Genomic DNA, 19,360 nt, shown 5'->3' with positions numbered 1-19,360 from the left:
TCCGCATGTCCGACGGATAGGTCACCCGGTCCAGAGCAGGAAAACGGCCAAGTGTGGGGATAGGAGGGGGCGTCTGTTCTGCCATTGGTTTTAGTTCCTGCGTTCAATCACATAGTAGGCGAGCGCCTTCAGGCGGTCTGCTTTTGCTCCAAACGGAGCGAGGTCTTCAATGGCCAGGTGTGTGAGGCGTTCAGCTTCCGCGCGCGCACCGTCAATGCCAAGCAAGGCAACGAAAGTTGACTTTCCTGAAGCTTCGTCTTTGCCGGCTGTTTTGCCCAGTTCTTCAGCCGTTGCCGTAGCGTCAAGCACGTCATCGGCAATCTGGAAGGCCGCACCAATATTGGCACCATAAGAGCGGAGGCGGCGTTGCAGGTCTGGATCTGCTTTGCCAAGGATTGCACCGGATTCAGCGGAATAACGGATCAGGCATCCTGTTTTGAGGGCATGTAGATGACGCACTTCCTCAAGAGGCAGAGCGCGGCCTTCGCCTTCCATATCAATCATCTGGCCACCCACCATGCCAGCAGCACCAGACGCAGCGGCAAACGCGGCAATCAGGGCAATGCGGACGCCAGCATCCGCGTGGGTGGCGCTTTCTGCCAGAACTTCAAAAGCTTTTGTTTGCAGGGCATCCCCCGCCAGAATGGCGGTTGCCTCATCAAACTTGCGATGTGTGGAAGGCTGGCCGCGGCGCAGATCATCATCATCCATGGCCGGAAGGTCATCATGAACAAGAGAGTATGCGTGCAGCATTTCAACAGACGCACCCACACGCGCGGACTGCTGCTCAGGCACACCAAAAAGGCTTGCTGTTTCAACTGCCAGATATCCGCGCAGGCGCTTGCCGCCCCCAAGGGTGGCGTAGCGCATGGCGTCTATCAGGCGTGCGTCACCCCCTGTGGTGGGAGGGAGGAGCGAATCTAGTGTCGCTTCAACCAGTTTGGCGCGCACAGACATATCGTCACGCAGAACGGCAGCGTTTGCAGAAGGCTGCGCTGGGGAGATGGTTGCCGGGTTTGTCATCGACATCTCAATCCATAGGTTTCATGTCCAGAGAGCCATCAGCTTTCTGGACGATCGCCTGAACGCGGGCCTCGGCCTCGCTCAGCTTGGTTTCACAATGCTGGCGTAAGGCTGCCCCACGCTCATAGGACGCAATCGCCTCTTCCAGTTTCAACTGGCCGCCTTCAAGGCCACGCACAATCTTCTCCAGTTCGGAGAGTGCGTCCTCAAAGGACAGGGACTTGATGGTATCCGTCATGGCGCAGGTCTTCCTATCCGTCATAAGGCGCAGGCATTACTCCGATAAAGGCCGTTCTGCCAAGTCTTAGTGCGACAAAAACGCATCACAAAACATAACCCCCTTACGCTGAAGGCATGTCTTCCCGTCTGCGGATGGTAAAACAAAGGGTGCCGTTTTCGTCTGTAAAGGCGATCAGCGCGTGGCCTGTCTCGCGGCAGAAAACCTGAAAATCGGTTATGGATGAACGGTCCGTGGTCAGGACCCTCAATTTTTTTCCGGCCGTCATGGAGCGTAAGAGACGGTTGGCTTTAAGAACCGGGATGGGACAATTTAGCCCCCGAGCATCAAGGAGAGTCTCATTCATGACACAGTGCCTTGTTTAGAGAAGGAAAGATATGTGATTGCATATTTTTCAGAATTATCCCATGCCGCTATACTATTCGCGTTGTTGCTCACTTCTCGTTAGGTCTCTGAATGTCAGATTATCGCCTTGGAATAGATCTTGGGGGCACCAAGATTGAAATTGCCGCCCTTGATCCGGAAGGAAAAATTCTGCTTCGGCACAGAGAGGCAAACCCTGGTACTTACGAGGAACTGCTCGTAAAAATGACCGAGATGGTCAATCAGGCGCGGGCAAAAACGAGCCCTGTGGCAACTGTTGGTATTGGCATTCCTGGCGCTATTGATGCCAGAACGCGTTGCGTGAAGAATGCGAATGCAACGTGGCTAAATGGCAAGCCTTTTGGTGATGACCTTGAGCGTGCGCTTGGATGCGCCGTACGCGTTGAAAACGATGCCAACTGCTTTGCTCTGTCTGAAGCCATCGATGGAGCGGCAGCAGGCCGCAAGGTGGTGTTCGGGGTTATTCTCGGTTCAGGCGTTGGCGGAGGCATCGTGGTGAATAATGAGCCGCTAACAGGCTTGCACCATATTGCTGGCGAGTGGGGCCATATTCCATTGCCATGGGTTCGCGCAGAAGAATTCCCTATGCCTAAATGTTTTTGTGGTAACGAGGGCTGCATAGAGCGCTTTCTTTGTGGTTCGGCCTTGGCGGAATTATGGAAAGGCCCCGGAGAGCGTAGCACGCAGGGTATTGAAGAAGCCGCAGCGAATGGCGATCAGGCAGCCATAAAAGCTCTTGATCTTTATATTGAGCGTTTGGGGCGCGCCTGCGCACTGGTGGTCAATATGCTGGACCCCGATGCGATTGTGTTGGGTGGGGGCGTTTCAAACCTGCATACCATCTATAAACGCGTTCCTGAGGTTATGAAGCGTTATACGATTACACCCGAATGCCATACAGAACTGTTGAAGAATAAACATGGTGACAGTTCTGGTGTGCGTGGTGCCGCGTGGCTATGGGGATAATATAAAAAATGCAGGCTTCCTAAGAGGAAGGCCTGCATTTTTATGAAACGAGACTATGAGCATAAAAAAAGCCCCCAACCCATTAAGGTTGGGGGCTTTTTTACTTAGAACGGTGCATCAATATCCACAACGTCGATGAGTTTGTGGTTAACGAATTCTTTGATGCCAAGGCCGATAAGTTCACGGCCATAACCGGAGCGTGCCACGCCGCCAAACGGAAGGTCAGCTTTCACCATGGTTGGGTGATTGATGTAGACCATGCCCGTATGAATCTGCTTGGCAACCTCAACACCACGCTTGGTGTCTTTGGTAAACACAGAGCCACCCAAGCCGTAGGGCGTGTCGTTGGCAACGCGGATAGCTTCAGCTTCGTCCTTTACACGGTAAAGCTGGGTTACCGGGCCAAAGAACTCCCAATGACGGGCAGCATTGTTTTCATGCAGGTTGGTCATCAGAAGTGGCTGGAAGAAAGCACCTTTTTCAGGCACAGGCGCACCAATAACTTCTACTTCAGCGCCATGCTTCTTGGCTTCTTCTACCTGAGCTTTCAGGTCGTCAGCAGCTTTTTGTGAAGAAAGCGGGGCCAAGGTCGTGCTTGGGTCCATCGGGTCGCCAGCTTTCAGTTTTGCAACTTCGGCTTTGTAGACGCTCAGGAACTGGTCATAAACTGCATCGGCCACAATCAGGCGTTTTGAAGAGACGCATACCTGACCCGCATTCCAGTGACGGCCAAATGCAGCCCACTTTGCAGCTTTCTCAACATCGGCATCTTCCAGCACGATGAAAGCATCAGCGCCGCCCAGTTCCATGGTCGCTTTCTTGAGCGCTTTGCCAGCAACAGCAGCAACAATCGCGCCAGCTCCCTCGGACCCGGTGAGAGCAACGCCGCAAACACGTGGGTCATTCAGGATGACTTCTGTGTGGTGGCGTGCTGCATACAGGTTGCGGAAAGCCCCTTTGGGCAGGCCTGCCTCGATCATCAGAGCATCGAAAATTGCAGCGGACTGCGGCACGTTAGAGGCGTGCTTGAGCAGAACCGTGTTACCAGCAGAGAGCTGAGGTGCGATGATGCGGGCAATCTGATAGTAGGGGAAGTTCCAAGGCTCAATGGCAAACACGATGCCCTGAGGCTGATGCACCAGAATGGCATCCCCTTCTTTAGGGTCTGCAACTGGCAGCTTTTCGGACTTGAGCAGTTCTTCAGCGTTCTTTGCGTAATATTCGAAGATCTCGGCGGAAAGGATGGTTTCCAGCTTAGCTTCTTCGTAAAGCTTGCCCATCTCAAGGGTGAGCAGCTTGGCATATTTATCAATATCACGGCGCAGAATGTTTGCCGCTGCGGTCATAACTTTTGCACGCTCTGCAAAAGACACGTTACGCCAGCTTTTGAAGGCCTCGTAAGCGTCGGTCAGAGCTGTCTGGATTTCCTGATCGGTTGCGTCAGGAAATGTTTTGACCGTTTCACCGGTATAAGGATTGATAGTTGCGTATGCCATTCTTCATAATCCGCGGTTAAAGGTTGGGTCTGGAAGACGGGACCACCGTAAAGGGCGTTGACTACCCATAGGGGTACGGACCGGCCTGCGCGTCTGATGTGCCCAAAATTCAGATTTGCTCTGACTGGGCCAGTAAGCGCGGCATGATGCGAACCGGACGATAATGAGCCTAACCCCTGTTTCGTTCTGATCCCTTTGCGTCTTCAACAGTCTGCGGGCGCTTTAGTTCCTGTATTTCTCAGGAGGGAAAAGCGTAATGTACGGCCCGGAATAGGATGAGAGCTTAACACTGCTCCCTGCTCACGAGAATGATTGATATTACATAGTTTTTTAGACCATGCCAAGGCAGGGGATTTATGCTGAACGTGAAATAAGAGAAACATTTTATAACGAAAAGGTGATTTTCAGGATTTAAATTAGTATATTTTTTAGTGGTTTGGGTAATAATGCAAAAAATTAAAAGTTGGCTTTGGTGGCTCAGCCAACCCTGAGTGCTCAGTTATTATACTCGGTGGGCATATTAATCTGCGGTTAAGATGTATGATCTACAGCGACACAGACCTTATCATATATAACTGGTTCGTTCTCTTTCAACGGCTCAGCGCACGCGAATACTTACATCCGCATGTTTTCCGCAGGAATCCACTACTGTCAGATGGGCAAAGCCGGGAGACGAAGGGTACCACACGGGTTCAGTCCCCGGCGCAACAGGGAGCGGGGCACCATTGACGAACCATTGAAACGGCAAGCATCGCCCGGAAGCCTCCAAACCCACAGGAAGCATGGTGCCATCAGGCCCACGGCTTTCAATTTCTGAATGATTTTTGGGAAAGATGATCTGTGGCGCTTTGGGTCGCGTTGCCTTTATCAGGGCAGGAGAAAGAGAGGGTGCTATGGCAGTCTGCTGCGTGGCTGAGGGAGAGCCTGCTGTGGCGGGCATAAGAAGGCTGGCAATATCTGCAAGGACGGGTCCGGCAGTGTCTCTGCCTGTCATGCCCGGCACAGCGGTGCCATCCGGTCTGCCAGCCCACACGCCAACGGTCCATCCTTGAGGCAAGGTTGCGAAGGCCCATGCATCCCGGTTGCCATAAGACGTACCGGTTTTAAAGCCTAAGCTGTGCCACGTAGTAAGGCCTTGTGGTGGTGCTGTACCGCGCAAAATATCTCTTACTGCGGAACTTGCACGGCTGGTGAGCAAGCGCGTGGGAGCGGTAGAGGGGAAAGGGTGGGTCACTACAAGATCTGACATCATGCCGGAGTGTGTGAAGGCTGTGTAGAGGCGTGTCAGGTCAGCAAGGGTAATATTGCCTCCGCCCAAGGCAACGGCCAGCCCAGGCTGTGTTCCGCCATGAGGGAGGTGGAGGGTCACCCCGTTGGCAGCAAGTCTTTCAACAAAACGCCGTGGTCCGATCTTTTGGAGTGCCTGAACTGCCGGAACATTCAGCGAGAGTTGCAGTGCCTCTGCAACCGTCGTTTCACCCGTAAAAGCATGGCCGAAATCGAAAGGAGCATATCCTCCCAAAGCCATGCGCCGGTCATCAATTCGGGTTTGGGGGGTAAGCCATCCAGCCTCAAACGCCATACCGTAAATAAAAGGCTTAAGGGTCGAACCAGGAGAGCGAGAGGTCGTGACCATATTGATGGCGCAGCCGGGGCAGGTGTGTTCGGCACCGCCGACCCAGGCCACAATCTCTTGGTCCCGATTGACGATAAGCGCAGCAAATGTGCCCCGTAATGGTGCGGGTCGGGTCTGCGTGATGCGCCAGACACTATGCTGAAGCCTGGTATCAATTGTGGTGTGGACAACGCCCTGCGAGTGGCGCGTAGCAAGATACTCTGTGAGTTCCGGGGCGTTATGCTGAATATGGCTGAAAACAGGGGCTACCCATATCATCTCAGTGGAAAATGGCGGCGTGGCAGACCGTACAATGGACTGTGCTGCCTGAATAAGAGCGTGAGGGTGTTTGTCTGGGCGCAACGCAGCGGGACGACGGGGGAGTGCCACAAGGAAAGCGGCTTCCTGGGCGGAAAGATGAGAGGGTTCATGGCTAAAATAGAGCAGGCTGGCCGCACGTATGCCTTCAATATTGCGCCCTTCCGGGGCGAGGGTCAGGTAGAGGTCTAACACTCCAGCCCGTCCGTAACGCCATTCCAGTTGAAGGGCGCGCGCCAGATCTTGTATTTTTCCCACCAGAGTGTGACGGTGTGGCGTAAGCAGGCGCGCGGTTTGCATGGCCAACGTGGAGCCGCCGGAGACAATACGGTGCCGCACCAGAATTTGCAGGAAGGCACGGCCAAGCGCTAGAAGATCAATGCCGGGATGGGCGTAGAAGCGATGATCTTCTACCCTGAACAAGGTGGACAGATAGAGAGGGTCAACATCTGATGCGTGCGTAGGCACACGCCAGAAACCATCCGCGCTGGTATGGCCGTCCAGCAGGGCACCATCCCGACCATAAACCAGAAGAGATGCCTGCGCTGCCCGCGTGAGACGTGGCGGGAATAGTCTATCTGTTATTGCTAGTGCCACCACCAAAACCATCGCGGCGCAGAGTGCAGCGCCGCATAGACGGCGCCACCGTGGCTGGGTCGTGCCGGGTTGCCTTTTAGGCGTTGCGGCCCGATTTTCCAGTGTCACTGCGCAAGAATGGTAACGGTGGAGGAGGCCGTACGCCCCGCAATGGCAGGTCTTTCATGGGCCGTCACAAGCGTTTCCGGTCTTGCAAACACGCCGGGGGTAATGGCGCGCGCAATATAAGCAACCCGAAAGCCTCGTTTAGTCGGGCGCACATCTCCCGTGTTGAAATGCAGGAAGGCCGTGAACCGGTCATCACGGGCGGTAGTGTTCTCGGTGTAGGTCAGATCTTTCAGGAAATTATAGGGTTTAGAGGTCTTTGTATCATCCTCATCGCTCTCGTTGTCGGCGCTTCCGGCCTCTTCCGGTGTGATAATATGCTCAATCTCCCAGCCTGCTGGCAGGAGGTCTGAGATGAGCACTGCATAACTGCCGGGCTTCTGCGCATCTCCATCAATACTGACAATGAACCGATCATTCTGGTGCATTTGCGTCAGATCGAAAGGCTGTCCAGCAAGTGTCCAGCCCTGCATGTGGACGGACAATCCATTATCCAGTGACGAGACCGGACCTGCAGGGGCACCCCGTACCGTGGTGGAGACAAACAGGGTCTTTTTTCCGGTATTTTCAACAGCTACCCCGTGCTGCACCTGATCCGCACTGAGTGTCTGAATGAAGGGTAGTTTGAGTGGAGCAGGAAAATTCAGGGAGCCAATGCGCAAGCTGCGGTCAGCCGCATCGTTGTTCAGGGCGGCAGCGGTTTCAAGCAAGGCTGTTTTGACGGATCCTTTCAGGTCATCTGGGGCAAGCGGCAGGCGGCTAAACCGCGTAAGCAATGCGTAGGCATTTTCGGTATTGTGCGCTTCTGCTGCAAGGGCGGCCAGACATGCTAGGTCACGCACGTAGGCCCAATATAAACCACTGAGTTCAAGCGGCGGGCGCTCAGTCCGCGCTGGACCAAGCGCTGCCATGGCGGATGAAAAAAGAGCCCCCGGATCGGTCAGGCTGCCATCATCAGCTTCTCCACCCAAGGCAAGGGCAGTTGCAAGATGGCCGATGGCTTGTGGGGTGGCCTGTGCGTGTTCCGTTGCAACATCCGCCCAGAGCAGCGTGGTGCGTTTGTCCACCGTTTTGCTGATAAGAGAGGCGGCAAGGCTCCTCATTGCTTCCGGGTGTAAGCGGCCTGCGCGAGCCAGAACATAGCCTGCGTAAGCGCGCTCATTCAGGTCTCTCACAGAAGAGGACGATGTGAGGTCCCCTGCCAGTTGAGTGCTTTCTATGCGATCCAGAAGCATGGAAAGCTTGTCATCAGGCACGACATACCCGGCATTTTTTGCGCGTATCAGAAAGTCTGCCATGTAGATCAGGTCATCTGGCAGGCTGCGGCCGTCATTAGCCTGCCATTGCCCTATTTCACCTGAAGGGCTCTGTCTGTTTAGTAGCGTATCCACAACAGACTGAACTTTACGGTGGAGTGTCTCCTGCGTTTCATGCGTGCTGATCAGTGCAGGGTTGGATACCAGAAGGAGGGCGCGGGCTTGAGCTGCGAGGTCTGCCGATGTGCCCCACAGGCTGGCATTAAGAGACTGAAGCAGAGCAACGCTATCCACCCCGGCAACAGCGGACGTGCTGAGGGCAATGGTGGTACTGGCTGGTATCAGTCCTGCCAGCATACTCTTATCAACCGTCTGGCTTTTGCCCGCGTCCAGTATCATCACGGAGGAAAGCATGATGGGTTGGTGTGCCTGACGAATACCAATAGGCCAAGAACGCTTGAGTATGGGCGTATGGTTGCCTTTGCGTAGTAAAGTCAGATGAATATGCGCCACGCCCGTACTTTCCAGGCCCGTGGCAGATGGATCAACCGCAAGGGGCACCCGGATATCACTCCGCGCTCCCGGCGAAAGTGTGGCCTCCGTCTGAGCGGCGCCGGTTAGGTGCACCGGTCCGTCAGTGGTAATTTCAACGGTATAGGTTCCAGCGGGTGCCGTGTTGTTAATGGTTGATACAAGAATATTCGCAGTGTCACCAGGCGCCAGAAACCGGGGGAGGCCGAGTTCGGGAAATACTGCGTCACGGGAGAGAGTGTCAGCCTGTGCGTTGCCAACAGCATCCTCCGTCCATGCTGTTGCCATGAGATGAAGTTGACCATCAAAATCCTGCACAGGGAATGTGACGGTCCCGTGCCCAGCGGCATCCAGTGTTACAGGGCCGGAAAATAGGGCAACACTTTGTGTACTATGCACCTGCGGGCCAGCGGCATCGTTGGCGGCTGCACTGTCACCGCCTGACCGGATCTGCCCTGCCTGAGCGGTGCTGAGGAGCAGTGCGCCATAATTATCCAGCATATCAACCCCAAGGCGTGGTTTGCCGTAAAGAGCGGCAAACATATCTTGGGGAGTAAAATGCGTCAGGCTGAGTATGCCTTGGTCAACTGCGGATATGGCCACGTAAACTGGTTTATCTGAGGGGCCGGTCGGTAACTGCACATCAACGGGCACGCTCAAGGTTGTGCGTGGCTGGATTTCTTTGGGTGCTTTTAGAGAGACTGCCAGATGGTGCGCGGACTGATTAACCCCCACCCACGCAAGCCCAACGGCCCGGACAGGGTCATGGGGGCGAAGTGGTGTTGCACTTTTGGCGGCAAGGGGCCGGTAGAGTGTTACAAGAATATAAGCGCCAGAGTGCCACTCGGGGGTGGCTGTCAGGGGGACATCCAGTCCTATAGTTGGTACATCTACGGTCTGGGTTGAGAGTACGTGGTCTGTTGCCAGTGTAATTTGAGCCTGCCCTGTAAACCCGCTGCCAATATGTAGAATGGTTTTTCCATTGGGCATGACCTGTGCATCACGCGTGGAAACCGGTAGCTGATCGGGCGTGTTGGTATTGCTGGACAGCCCGCCCCATCCTGAGAAAAAGCGCGACGATGTCGCTGCAGTGCTGTCAGGGTCGGTTACGGTCAGGCGGTATTCACCCCAGTCCAGTATGGGGGTGATAAGACTGCGGCCTTTGGCATCTGTTGTAGTTGTGCCAGATTGCATGGGCACATCCACACTGTGGCTGGAGAAGGTCCAGCCGTCCTCATCTGTGTGAGACCAGTTATAAATACGGTTTACCCGTGCGAGGGACCAGTGCAGGGTTTTCTGCCCTAATGGCGTATTATCGGGCGCAAAGCAGATAATGTTTGCTGGAACGGGAGAGGCTTCAGATCCCGAGGCATCATTATGAGCAACCTGAACGCCAATAAGCGGGGTTGTGCGACGAACCGGAATGCGGACATGTTCGCTCACGCGCCGCCCTGTCGGATCCAGCAAACCTGCGGTCACATCCACTACCAACGGCTTGGTTAGACCGGACGGGATTTCCGGTGAAAGGGTTAGTGTTGTCAGCCCCTTGCTATCTGTCGGGGGGGCGGCAACGGGGCCGCTTAGGGGAGGAAACTCCTCATTTTCCAGCCCAAAGGCCCATTCGTTATAGCCCGGAACAGGGGCTGGATCGGGCGCTACTTTATACGAACTGTCGCTTAACAGCCCGGAGCCTGCCGCGCCGTACAGGAAACGTGCGCTACCCGCGAGGGTAATTGGAGTGTCGGGCGTCGCAAAGTCAGGCGCTTTAAATGCCACGGAGATAATCTGAGGCACGAAGTCGTTTACCTCAAACTGGGTCGTGCCAATTGGGGGGAGTGTTGGGTCAGTTACAATTTCAGCATGCCACAGGCCGGTAGGAACCGTGGTGCTCAAGGGCAGCTCTGTTGTGTAGCCACCGCTTTTGCCCTGTTTCAGCGGGATATGTTGAGCATCCATCCGGTCTGGACGGCGCAGCACCAAGGTTGCGTGTGCCGTATCAACAGCCTTGCCAGCGCGGTCGCGTATCAGGCTCAGCAAATGGACTGTTTCACCAGGGCGGTAAATGCCACGGTCAGACTGAATAAGAGCTTGCAGGCCAGAGATGCTTGCAACAGGCGTGGTTTGCAGGTGTTCCAGATCATGCCAGTTTGAAAAATCGAACCATTGTCGGTCCAAGTGTAAAAAGCTGAAATCACGGCCTGTCTCGGCTATCAGCGCGGTGGCTTTTTCCGCATTGGCACCTTGTAAGAGTGGCGCGGAAAAATGGCCTACACCGTCACTCCCGGTTTTTATGCTTTCCAGCACAGTGCCGTTCCGGGCTTGCAGGGATAAGGTTACATCAGACTTCGGCGTGCCCGTTTGCAGCGATCGGACACTGACGCCCAGACCGTCTTCTCCGCGCAGCATGGTCAGGCCAATGTCGCTCACATTCACCCAGCGCGCAGCAATGTCCTGGTACAGGGCGGGCGAGTAGCCCTCATTGCTGTCACGGGTTCTGGATTCAGTTAACGCACTTTCTACCGGGCTACTGTTTGCCGGGAGTGCCGCGTTTTCGACAGTCACAAGATATAGACCCTGCGGTGCCTTTCCAATGACATCCGGCAGAGGAAAAGCCGTTGTTACCGATTGGTCCTGCATGTTCCGCACGCGCATTGTGCCGTGCCAGACTTCCTGCATACTCGATTCTAAAAGCGACCGGAATTTCCAGGCCGACAGAGCGCTTTGTCCTAAATCCAGATCGGCAGCATTTAAGGAGGTGACTCCCGGAAACTGTGTGTATGGCCGGACCTGAAACACATGAATTCTGAGGCTATCAACATTTATGCTCTCAATAGCCACGCCATGAGACGTGTGCTCCGGCAGGATATACCCGCTGCCTACCATGCTGACCCGAGGTTGCCGTGCGCCAAACTGTGCATGAAGGGTCAGGGGTTGCGGGAGGTGTTGACCATCTGCCGCTGTAAACGCCGTGGAGAGAGAAATGCTGTAGCGCGTATTAAACGTCAGGTTTCCAACGCAGAAACGATTGCCTGCAACAGAGGGTTGCGAAGATGTTGAGGGAACAAGCGTTACACTGCGGGCAAGTGTTTTTGCATCCTGAGTGGCAAGTGGCGCATTAAACTCTAAGCAGAGTTGGGGGCGCTCACCTGTAGCATCCAGCACGGTGCGATTGAACTGGAAGTGCGGCGGGGCAGACGAGTTGGGTGTTTGGGCAAGTGCTGGTGCGGAGCCTGCAATGCCAAGCAACATAAGGCTGAGTGTTGGGAACTGTCTGGACAAACCGGCCAATGTCTTGCTCCGTCCTATGAAAACGCCGCTGAAACCGGACCTGGTTCGCGTATGATCAAGTCTGGCCATAGTAGCACAGGCATTCTGTACGAAAATACACTTCCCTGTAGGGGGGCAGTACAAGTTTCCGCAGGGTGGTGTGCTGTTACTTAACTTTCGCGACCTGCCCAGATGCTGGCGTATTAAAGAGTCTGGTTGTGCCTTAAGTCAGAAAAACTGGACAGTCCCCCGCCTGCCACACAGGCAGGCGTATCATGGCACGTTCGAATAGGCGGGAACCTGTAAAGGCCATTAACCAGCGTTGAATGGCAGGCAGCCTCTGTGCGTCAAACCATGCTGTATCCGTTGCGGCAAATTGTCGTACAAAGGGAGCAAGTGCTGCATCCATCAAGCTCATCGCCTGTCCGTCCAGAAAGGGGAAAGCCGGGTCAAATAGACGTTCCAGCTCGTTTAAGATCCCCAAGGCTTTGGCCCGATGTTCCAAGGCATCCGTGTTGTAGCGGGTAGAATATTTGTACCGATCAAGATGAAATTTAAAATGCGTATCATTTTTTAATACGAGGTCGGAATTGTAGTGGGACAGCCAACCCAGCGGATCATTATGGCGCAAGGCAGCCAGCATGATATCCAGGCTTTCTTCCATAACCATGCCATCGGGTTGAACCAGAACAGGTACAGTGCCTTTGGGTGAGAGCGCCAACATTTCAGGTGGCTTTTGAGCTAGTTTCACTTCCCTTATTTCGCAGTCTGTCTGGCTTGCTAGCAGGGCCAAGCGTGCCCGCATAGCATAGGGGCAGCGCCGAAAACTGTAGAGAATAGGCAAGTCAGTCATATGCTCTCAAAACCCTGATAGTATCGCTCAAGTGTAAGGAAAGAAATTATTGCGTTATCGTAAACGTTCCGCCAGTGCGTAACGGAGTACGCAAGGTACTAAGTCCGAGGATCAAACTACTCAAAGCAAGTTATCTGGAAAAATTGCAACCTTTTTGAGGGGCGCTGCGTTGTAGGTGTATACAGTAAAGGAGCAACACATCATGAGTTCGTTTACAGACAAAGTACAGGGCGCTGCCAATCAGGTTGCTGGTAAAATCAAGGAAGAAGCTGGCAAACTGACCGACAATGATCGTCTGAGAGCTGAAGGCGTTGCCCAGAACATCAAAGGCAAGGTTCAGGAAAAGGCGGGTGACGCGAAAGATGCCGTAAAAAAAGGCATTGATAAGCTCTAAGTCACTACTCTCACTGAAATACGCCGAGGAGGGTCTGTTGCGGTCGCCGTGACAGGCTCTTTTTTATGAAGTTACACCAACAAGTGTGACTACTGCGGGAGAGGGCACGCTGATAAAAGCGTGACGACTTTTAAGCAGCACTAGCTTAGAGCAGGCTTATATTTTATTTTTTGGGAAATTGGCTGGGAGACCTGGATTCGAACCAGGGCTGACCGGGTCAGAGCCGGTAGTTCTACCGCTAAACTATCTCCCAGCAAGGAGATTTTCAGGAAGTCAAAAAGTGTCTTCCGTGTCGGTGACGGTGATCTAACACCCTCGAATTTGGCGCGCAAGGGGAAAAATGAAAAGAATTCTTCTTTTTTCACATAATTGTCTTGCTCCTTTGGCCACACTCCCCAAAAATAGGATTTAACGATGTATCAACCTCTTAACCAAGAAGGACCGGACAGATGGATCACACTCCCCCCTGGGCCGGCCGCCCGGGCAGGACCCATTTATCTTCTTACAACCGCTCTTATGATGATGAACTTTTTGCCGCTCTGGATCTGGGCACAAATAACTGCCGCCTGATGGTGGCTGCCCAGACAGCCGGAGGGTTTCGTGTAGTGGACAGCTACAGCCGGATGGTGAAGCTGGGTGAAGGGCTGCACCACACAGGTATGCTCGGTGAACCCGCTATGGAACGCACACTGGATGCCCTGCGCGCCTGTGCAGACCGTGTAGGCCGCCGTCAACTGCGCGATATTCGGGCTGTGGCTACTGAAGCATGCCGCCGCGCGGGCAATGGCTCAAAGTTTCTTGAACGTGTGAGAGCCGAGACAGGCTTTAACATCAACATTATATCAGGACGGGAAGAGGCTTGCCTGGCGGTAGAAAGCTGCGCCAACCTTATCCATAACCCCCGCTTTGGGGTGCCACGCAACCGTGCGCTGCTGTTTGATATCGGCGGTGGCTCGACAGAAATCGCATGGGTTCGGGTAGATCCGTTCCGCCAGACGCAGGAGCTTATTGGGTACCTTAGCTTGCCTATAGGGGTCATTACCCTGTCTGAGCAGTTTGGGCCAAAAAGCTCTTACGACCTTGGCTGTTACGCTGAAATGGTTGCCCATACCAAGCAGGCGCTTCACGACTTTGAAAACGTACACCGGATAGGCCCGGAAATTCGGCGCAAGCAGACACGGTTTATCGGCACCAGCGGGACGGTGACAACGCTTGCAAGCCTTGTTCTTGGGTTGCCGCGTTATGTACGGGCCGCTGTTGATGGCTCACAATTGCCTTCAGTCAGTGCGCGGCGTGCAGTACGCATGCTGCATGAACTCGGGCCGGAGGGGGTGGAAGCTCATCCCTGCATTGGTCCGGATCGGTCCACTTTTGTATTGCCCGGATGCGCTATTTTTGAAGCCATTCACGATATGTGGCCGATTGAGGATATTATTGTTGCTGATCGTGGGTTAAGAGACGGCATGGTGCTACGTATGATCCGCAAGGCAACTCCTGCTCCGCGGCGTTATCAGAGGCCGCCCGTGCTTGGCCCCATACCTTTTCAGCAGTCCATTCAGGCAACGGGATCATGAGTGACCAGAAAACCGGCTCAGGCCGGACGAAACAACCTTTGCGTGTGGCAGGGCGTGCGCGCAAAAGCAGTAGTGCACCCGGAGCGGGTCTGAGCAAGGATGACTCAGATGCGCCCCATACGCTGCGCTCTAAAGCAGTCTCACTCCGCACGGCGCGTGGGCGTACAACAGCCCAGCAGCGTTGGCTCTCTCGGCAGTTGAATGACCCGTATGTGCAGGCAGCCCACAAGCAGGGGTGGCGCTCCCGGGCAGCGTTCAAGCTGATTGAACTGGATGATCGTTTCCACCTGATTAAACCCGGTATGCGCGTGGTTGATCTGGGGGCAGCTCCGGGCGGATGGACTCAGGTTATCGTCAAACGCGGAGCCAGCCGCGTTGTGGGTGTGGATCTGCTACCGGTTGACCCGGTTGCCGGGGCAGATGTCATTGAAGGGGACTTTACAGACCCGGAAATGGCTGGGCGGCTGATTGGCATGTTGGACGGCAAGGCTGACCTTGTGTTGTCAGACATGGCCCCTAACACCACAGGCCACTCCGCGACAGACCATATCCGTATCATCGGTCTGGCTGAGGAGGCCCTGCATTTTGCCTTTGATATTCTGGCCGAAGGTGGTGGGTTTGTAGCCAAAGTGTTCCAAGGCGGCGCAGAGCGCGCCATGCTGGACACACTCAAGCAGGCATTCTCACTTGTCCGTCATGCCAAACCACCAGCAAGCCGCAAGGATTCAAGCGAGCTTTACGTTGTGGCAACAGGCTTCCGGCCTGACCGGTTGAAAAAACCGGAGTGAACGCGGCTGCCGGTTTCCGACTAAGGTGTAGCCCCTGATGGACGCCTCTTTCTGGCTTGATAAATGGCAACGGAACGAAACAGGTTTTCATGCGGCAGAACCGCATGCGTTCCTGCTTCGCCATTTTCCAGCAGTGAATCTTGTTGCCGGTGCGCATGTGTTTGTCCCGTTGTGCGGCAAAACTGTGGACATACATTGGCTGCTTGCTCAGGGTTTTCGTGTAACGGGAAGCGAGCTAAGCCAGATTGCAGTAGAAAGCTTATTTCAAGACCTTGGGTACAAACCTGAAATCACGTTAACCGATTATGGTCCGTGTTATAGCGCGGGTCCTCTCCGCGTTTTTGTAGGCGATATTTTCCGTCTTGATGCCACATCTGTCGGGACGGTTGATGCTATCTATGATCGTGCGGCGCTCATCGCACTGCCACGCCATATGCGCCAGCTTTATGCCGCGCACGTAGTCCAGATTACGCATGCAGCACGACAACTGTTGGTTTGCCTTGATTACGACCAGACGAGACGGGCAGGGCCACCGTTCTCAGTGGATGAGCGGGAACTCCGTGCCCTCTATGCAGGGCATTATACCCTCACGGAACTGGAGGCAGAAGCTGTGCCAGGTGGCCTTAAAGGCATTTGCCCGGCACAGGAGGTGGTATGGCTTCTTAGTCCCAAACGGCTTTAGGGCAGCTTGGACAGACGCTCCAACATGAGCGTCCATAAACCGGCGGCATCAACAGTATTCAGGAATTCTGCGTTGGGTGGGCGCTGCGTTACGTTCCACCAGTCTACAGCCGTGGCCCCAAGGGTAAGTGGGCTGGAGACCTCTACTTCCACATTCACACGCCGACCGGAGAAAAATTCGGGCGCAAGAAGCCAGCCAATAGTGCACGGGTCATGCAAGGGGGCGCCGCTCCAGCCGTACTTTTTTAAGTCAAAGCGCGCTGAAAAGTTAAGCATGTCGTAGGCGGCGCGTGCACAACGGCCAGGAAGTGCCGCAAGTTTTTCCAGTCGCTCCGGTGTAATCAGAAACTTATGAGTAACATCCAGTGGGAGCAGTGTGAGAGGAAGACCGCTCACCAGGACTATTGCGGCGGCATCAGGGTCTGCAAAGGCATTGAACTCGGCGCTTGGTGTAATGTTTCCGCTTTCCGCCCATGCGCCACACATGGACACAATGCGTTTGGCGCGTGCCACAATATCCGGAGCCTGAATAATAGCTGTTGACAGATTGGTCATCGGCCCCAGAGTCACAATGGTAATGGTTTGGGCCGGGTTGCTAGCAAGAGTGTCCAGCAAAAATGCCACACCATGTTGGGGCATAGGCGTTAGGGTAGGAGCGGGTAAGTCGGGGCCGTCCATTCCCGTATCCCCATGCACATGCTGTGCATTAATGGGGGGGCGGCGTATTGGTCGTGGGCAACCTTTATAGACAGGCACATCTAAACGCCCGGCTAATTCCAGAATTTTACAGGCGTTCTCCGCTGTCTGTTCAACAGGTACATTGCCTGCGGCCGCAACCAAGCCCAGCACCTCAAACTCCGGCGATGCCAAGGCCAGCATGATGGCAATGGCATCGTCTTGGCCAGGGTCTGTATCAATAATGATTTTCTGTGGTGTCATGGAGCGCTCCCGCAAAACAGATGGCAGATGGGGCTTAAACAAGAATGATGCCCGCAATAGCGGCACTCATGAGATTGGACAACATGCCAGCAAGGACCGCCCGGGCGCTTATTCTGGCGAGTTCTTCCCGGCGCTCCGGGCACTGGCTGCCAAATGCGGCGACAAGAATACCTATGGAACTTAAATTGGCAAAACCACAAAGAGCAAAAGCCGCAATAGCCCCGCTGCGGGCTGAAAGGGCTCCATTCTGCAAAAAGGGGCTGAGGTGCAGGTAACCTACAAATTCATTAATAACCAGCTTCAACCCAAGCACAGAGCCAACAATGCCGCACTCTGCCGCAGGGACGCCCAGCAACCAGGCAATAGGGGCGAACAAGAGCCCGAACAGATATTCAAGTGACAGGCCCGGAACATGCAGTGCGGGACCAAGAGACTGTAGGCCGGTATTCACCAGTGCAATCAGCCCAACAAAAGCAACAAGCGTTGCCGCCACAGCAACTGCTGTGCGGGTACCTTTCAATGCGCCTTCTGTCACCGTTTCAAAAAAAGCCTGATGATAAGATAAACGGCCAGATGCCATTGTATCAATCGGGCTGCCGGGCGGACGGGGTGCCAGTAGTTTTGCAAAAAGCAGGCCGCCTGGAATGGCCATGAAGGATGCCGCAACAAGATAGTGTGCAGGCACGCCCAAGCCTACATAGCCTACCAGTGTGGCGCCTGAAACGGAGGCCGCCCCACTGCACAAAACGCTAAATAATTCCGTTGCGGCCATAGTGCGTAAATAGGGGCCGAGAGCGACTGGCAGTTCGCTCTGACCAATAAAAATGGTGATAATTGCGCCAAAAGATTCAACAGGCGACGTGCCAAACGCTTTTTGCAGCAGTTTGCCCGCAACGCGCGCAAAAAACTGCATAAGCCCTACATGGAACAGAATGGCAATCAGCGCACTGACATAGACGAGGGATGGCAAAACCCGGAAGGCAAAGACAAAGCCCTCGTTAGGGAAAACGGTGCCCATTTTATCACTGGCGAGGGCACCAAAGAGGAACCGTGCGCCCTCATCCCCACATGCCAGAATACCCGTTACAAATTTGGAGAGAGCCCAGAGAGCCTGTTGCCCGGCAGGGACCCGAAGCACCAGAAACCCAATGGCGAACTGTGCAGCAAGACAGGCGGCAACCGTGCGGATATGAATATGTTTGCGGTCCGAGGAAAAACAGACAGCAATGCCTATGAGAAGAAGAATACCAAGGCACCCACGGCTATGCATTCGTTGTCCTTAACTGGCGCAAAATAAAAGAGAGACCCACTCCTGACCCAACTGTTCTTGAAACGCAACAGTTGGGCTTAAGGAAGGGAGCCGGATTTTAAGGGGTGGCCGGTTTTTGCCATTCAGGCACAAGGAAGCGGGCCGGGCAGTTATCCTGAAGTTGCGGGCTGCTCAGGAAAGCCTCTGCTCGTGAAAAGCTGGAAAGGTGATCAGGTTTAAGCGTAAACCAAATCTGGGAGAGGATAGTTCTGTTCTGTGCGTCCTTGTTACACTGAAACTGCACGCCACGGTCAGGCAATGCGCCTGTGTCAGCCTGAATCCGCTGGGACAGGTCGGTCTTGGTGATGACCTGACCGGCAGAAGATTCAAGATAACGCGCTGCGGGCAGGGAGGCAAAACGGTCACGTAACGTTGCCGCAGCAGTGAAAAATTGCTCGCCATCCATACCAAAGCACTGCACATGCTTTTTATATTCGTGATCCACCAAATTGCTGTGCGTATGGGCGACCAATTCTGCCAGCCTCTGGGTAAGGGGAGCAGAAAGATGTGGGGCGGGTAGGGTGGCGCCTGGCGTATAAAGCGCACATCCTTTTTGCCACCATGTTGTGACGGGTACGTTGGTCTTGATCAGGTCGGATGGGCGGGAGGCCCATAAGCCATGTAGCCCGACCAGCGGTTCGCGCGGTTGGTCAGCATTGCAGCTATTTCCTTTAGGACCTGAGCAGAAGCCCGGCTGCCATGTCAGCGCAAGCGTGTAATGCCCAAAATCCCCATGTTGAGGCGCTGCCAGGGATAGGCTGCTCTGGTCCTGATTGGCCGGAGGCGAGTTAGGTGCATGGTGGGCGCAGCCAGACAGGAGGGCCAGAGCCAGAACGGCCCCGGAAAAACGCTTGGACATTAACCGCATAAGGCTCTCTCAACTGGTTGGGGCGGAACGCACTGTTGGGATGTTAGGATATCTTTTCCCGTTTGTTGCCCTTATCAGCAGGACTGTCTATGGCCTTCCAGATGAAAATTTAACGTGTGCTTTTACCGAAAGCTGGTAACAGCACCCCCTTCAAACCT

At 54.5% G+C, this 19,360-nt stretch carries 15 protein-coding genes and 1 tRNA gene; 5 read left to right on the top strand and 11 right to left on the bottom strand.

The genetic code is table 11. The features are described 5' to 3' along the window. Positions 1–90: 90 nt before the first annotated feature. From Abci_RS13600 to Abci_RS13590, 3 genes are all read right to left on the bottom strand, one after another. Positions 91–1,029 carry a polyprenyl synthetase family protein gene (locus Abci_RS13600; protein WP_048839713.1) on the bottom strand — a complete coding sequence of 313 codons (939 nt, stop codon included), beginning with the start codon at positions 1,027–1,029 and terminating at the stop codon, positions 91–93. Position 1,030: 1 nt separating this feature from the next. Beyond that, positions 1,031–1,285, bottom strand: coding sequence for an exodeoxyribonuclease VII small subunit (locus Abci_RS13595; protein WP_371861418.1), 255 nt, complete (start codon positions 1,283–1,285; stop codon positions 1,031–1,033). Positions 1,286–1,364: 79 nt separating this feature from the next. Then, positions 1,365–1,607 (bottom strand): sulfurtransferase TusA family protein, encoded by a 243-nt coding sequence (locus Abci_RS13590; protein WP_048839711.1) that lies wholly within the window; start codon positions 1,605–1,607, stop codon positions 1,365–1,367. 110 nt (positions 1,608–1,717) lie between these two features. Here Abci_RS13590 and Abci_RS13585 point away from each other — a divergent pair, with 110 nt between their 5' ends. Continuing rightward, a complete protein-coding gene (locus Abci_RS13585) occupies positions 1,718–2,611 on the top strand; it encodes an ROK family protein (protein ID WP_048839710.1) in 894 nt (297 codons plus the stop codon). Positions 2,612–2,715: 104 nt separating this feature from the next. Here the strand turns inward: Abci_RS13585 and Abci_RS13580 are convergent, their stop codons facing one another. The 4 genes from Abci_RS13580 to Abci_RS13565 form a co-directional block, all read right to left on the bottom strand. Beyond that, a complete protein-coding gene (locus Abci_RS13580) occupies positions 2,716–4,107 on the bottom strand; it encodes an NAD-dependent succinate-semialdehyde dehydrogenase (RefSeq protein WP_048839709.1) in 1,392 nt (463 codons plus the stop codon). A 598-nt stretch (positions 4,108–4,705) separates the two neighbouring features. Next, positions 4,706–6,637, bottom strand: coding sequence for a penicillin-binding protein 1C (pbpC, locus tag Abci_RS13575; protein ID WP_158319802.1), 1,932 nt, complete (start codon positions 6,635–6,637; stop codon positions 4,706–4,708). Between the two features lie 104 nt (positions 6,638–6,741). Then, positions 6,742–11,808: an alpha-2-macroglobulin family protein gene (locus Abci_RS13570; RefSeq protein ID WP_158319801.1), complete on the bottom strand. Its 5,067-nt coding sequence runs from the start codon at positions 11,806–11,808 to the stop codon at positions 6,742–6,744. A 211-nt stretch (positions 11,809–12,019) separates the two neighbouring features. Next, the gene (locus tag Abci_RS13565) at positions 12,020–12,649 is read right to left on the bottom strand and encodes a glutathione S-transferase (RefSeq protein ID WP_048839706.1); all 630 of its coding nucleotides are present in this window, start codon (positions 12,647–12,649) and stop codon (positions 12,020–12,022) included. A gap of 202 nt (positions 12,650–12,851) precedes the next feature. On the opposite strand from Abci_RS13565, the gene Abci_RS13560 reads away from it, so the two are divergent. Continuing rightward, a complete protein-coding gene (locus Abci_RS13560; RefSeq protein ID WP_048839705.1) occupies positions 12,852–13,043 on the top strand; it encodes a CsbD family protein in 192 nt (63 codons plus the stop codon). Between the two features lie 179 nt (positions 13,044–13,222). Here the strand turns inward: Abci_RS13560 and Abci_RS13555 are convergent. Further along, positions 13,223–13,296: transfer RNA gene (locus tag Abci_RS13555), tRNA-Gln, on the bottom strand. Positions 13,297–13,492: 196 nt separating this feature from the next. Between Abci_RS13555 and Abci_RS13550 the strand changes: the two genes are divergently transcribed. The 3 genes from Abci_RS13550 to tmpT are packed head-to-tail and all read left to right on the top strand — an operon-like array spanning position 13,493 to position 16,087. Continuing rightward, positions 13,493–14,617, top strand: a complete 1,125-nt coding sequence (locus tag Abci_RS13550; protein WP_084597690.1) for a Ppx/GppA phosphatase family protein — start codon at positions 13,493–13,495, stop codon at positions 14,615–14,617. Further along, on the top strand, positions 14,614–15,405 hold the full coding sequence (locus Abci_RS13545) for an RlmE family RNA methyltransferase (protein WP_048839704.1): 792 nt from the start codon (positions 14,614–14,616) through the stop codon (positions 15,403–15,405). The genes Abci_RS13550 and Abci_RS13545 overlap by 4 nt, the downstream gene beginning before the upstream one ends. A gap of 37 nt (positions 15,406–15,442) precedes the next feature. After that, the gene (gene tmpT / locus Abci_RS13540) at positions 15,443–16,087 is read left to right on the top strand and encodes a thiopurine S-methyltransferase (protein WP_048839703.1); all 645 of its coding nucleotides are present in this window, start codon (positions 15,443–15,445) and stop codon (positions 16,085–16,087) included. Here tmpT and Abci_RS13535 read toward each other — a convergent pair. The 3 genes from Abci_RS13535 to Abci_RS13525 form a co-directional block, all read right to left on the bottom strand. After that, positions 16,084–17,025, bottom strand: a complete 942-nt coding sequence (locus Abci_RS13535; protein WP_048839702.1) for a nucleoside hydrolase — start codon at positions 17,023–17,025, stop codon at positions 16,084–16,086. The genes tmpT and Abci_RS13535 overlap by 4 nt on opposite strands. Before the next feature lie 34 nt (positions 17,026–17,059). Beyond that, positions 17,060–18,295, bottom strand: coding sequence for a NupC/NupG family nucleoside CNT transporter (locus tag Abci_RS13530; protein ID WP_048839701.1), 1,236 nt, complete (start codon positions 18,293–18,295; stop codon positions 17,060–17,062). Positions 18,296–18,392: 97 nt separating this feature from the next. After that, positions 18,393–19,202, bottom strand: a complete 810-nt coding sequence (locus Abci_RS13525; protein WP_146806986.1) for a ribonuclease T2 family protein — start codon at positions 19,200–19,202, stop codon at positions 18,393–18,395. Positions 19,203–19,360 lie beyond the last annotated feature (158 nt).

Origin of the sequence: Acetobacter cibinongensis, assembly GCF_000963925.1 — a bacterium.
GTDB classification, from domain to species: Bacteria; Pseudomonadota; Alphaproteobacteria; order Acetobacterales; family Acetobacteraceae; genus Acetobacter; species Acetobacter cibinongensis.
This window is presented reverse-complemented; position numbering and strand designations above follow the sequence as displayed.

Excerpts from the sequence above, each read along its gene's own strand:
- Abci_RS13530 (WP_048839701.1), bottom strand. The coding sequence starts at position 18,295 with ATGCATAGCCGTGGGTGCCTTGGTATTCTTCTTCTCATAGGCATTGCT.
- Abci_RS13550 (WP_084597690.1), top strand. The coding sequence starts at position 13,493 with ATGGATCACACTCCCCCCTGGGCCGGCCGCCCGGGCAGGACCCATTTA.
- Abci_RS13565 (WP_048839706.1), bottom strand. The coding sequence starts at position 12,649 with ATGACTGACTTGCCTATTCTCTACAGTTTTCGGCGCTGCCCCTATGCT.
- Abci_RS13545 (WP_048839704.1), top strand. The coding sequence starts at position 14,614 with ATGAGTGACCAGAAAACCGGCTCAGGCCGGACGAAACAACCTTTGCGT.
- Abci_RS13600 (WP_048839713.1), bottom strand. The coding sequence starts at position 1,029 with ATGTCGATGACAAACCCGGCAACCATCTCCCCAGCGCAGCCTTCTGCA.
- Abci_RS13560 (WP_048839705.1), top strand. The coding sequence starts at position 12,852 with ATGAGTTCGTTTACAGACAAAGTACAGGGCGCTGCCAATCAGGTTGCT.
- Abci_RS13535 (WP_048839702.1), bottom strand. The coding sequence starts at position 17,025 with ATGACACCACAGAAAATCATTATTGATACAGACCCTGGCCAAGACGAT.
- Abci_RS13525 (WP_146806986.1), bottom strand. The coding sequence starts at position 19,202 with ATGCGGTTAATGTCCAAGCGTTTTTCCGGGGCCGTTCTGGCTCTGGCC.
- Abci_RS13580 (WP_048839709.1), bottom strand. The coding sequence starts at position 4,107 with ATGGCATACGCAACTATCAATCCTTATACCGGTGAAACGGTCAAAACA.
- Abci_RS13585 (WP_048839710.1), top strand. The coding sequence starts at position 1,718 with ATGTCAGATTATCGCCTTGGAATAGATCTTGGGGGCACCAAGATTGAA.
- Abci_RS13595 (WP_371861418.1), bottom strand. The coding sequence starts at position 1,285 with ATGACGGATAGGAAGACCTGCGCCATGACGGATACCATCAAGTCCCTG.
- tmpT (WP_048839703.1), top strand. The coding sequence starts at position 15,443 with ATGGACGCCTCTTTCTGGCTTGATAAATGGCAACGGAACGAAACAGGT.
- Abci_RS13590 (WP_048839711.1), bottom strand. The coding sequence starts at position 1,607 with ATGAATGAGACTCTCCTTGATGCTCGGGGGCTAAATTGTCCCATCCCG.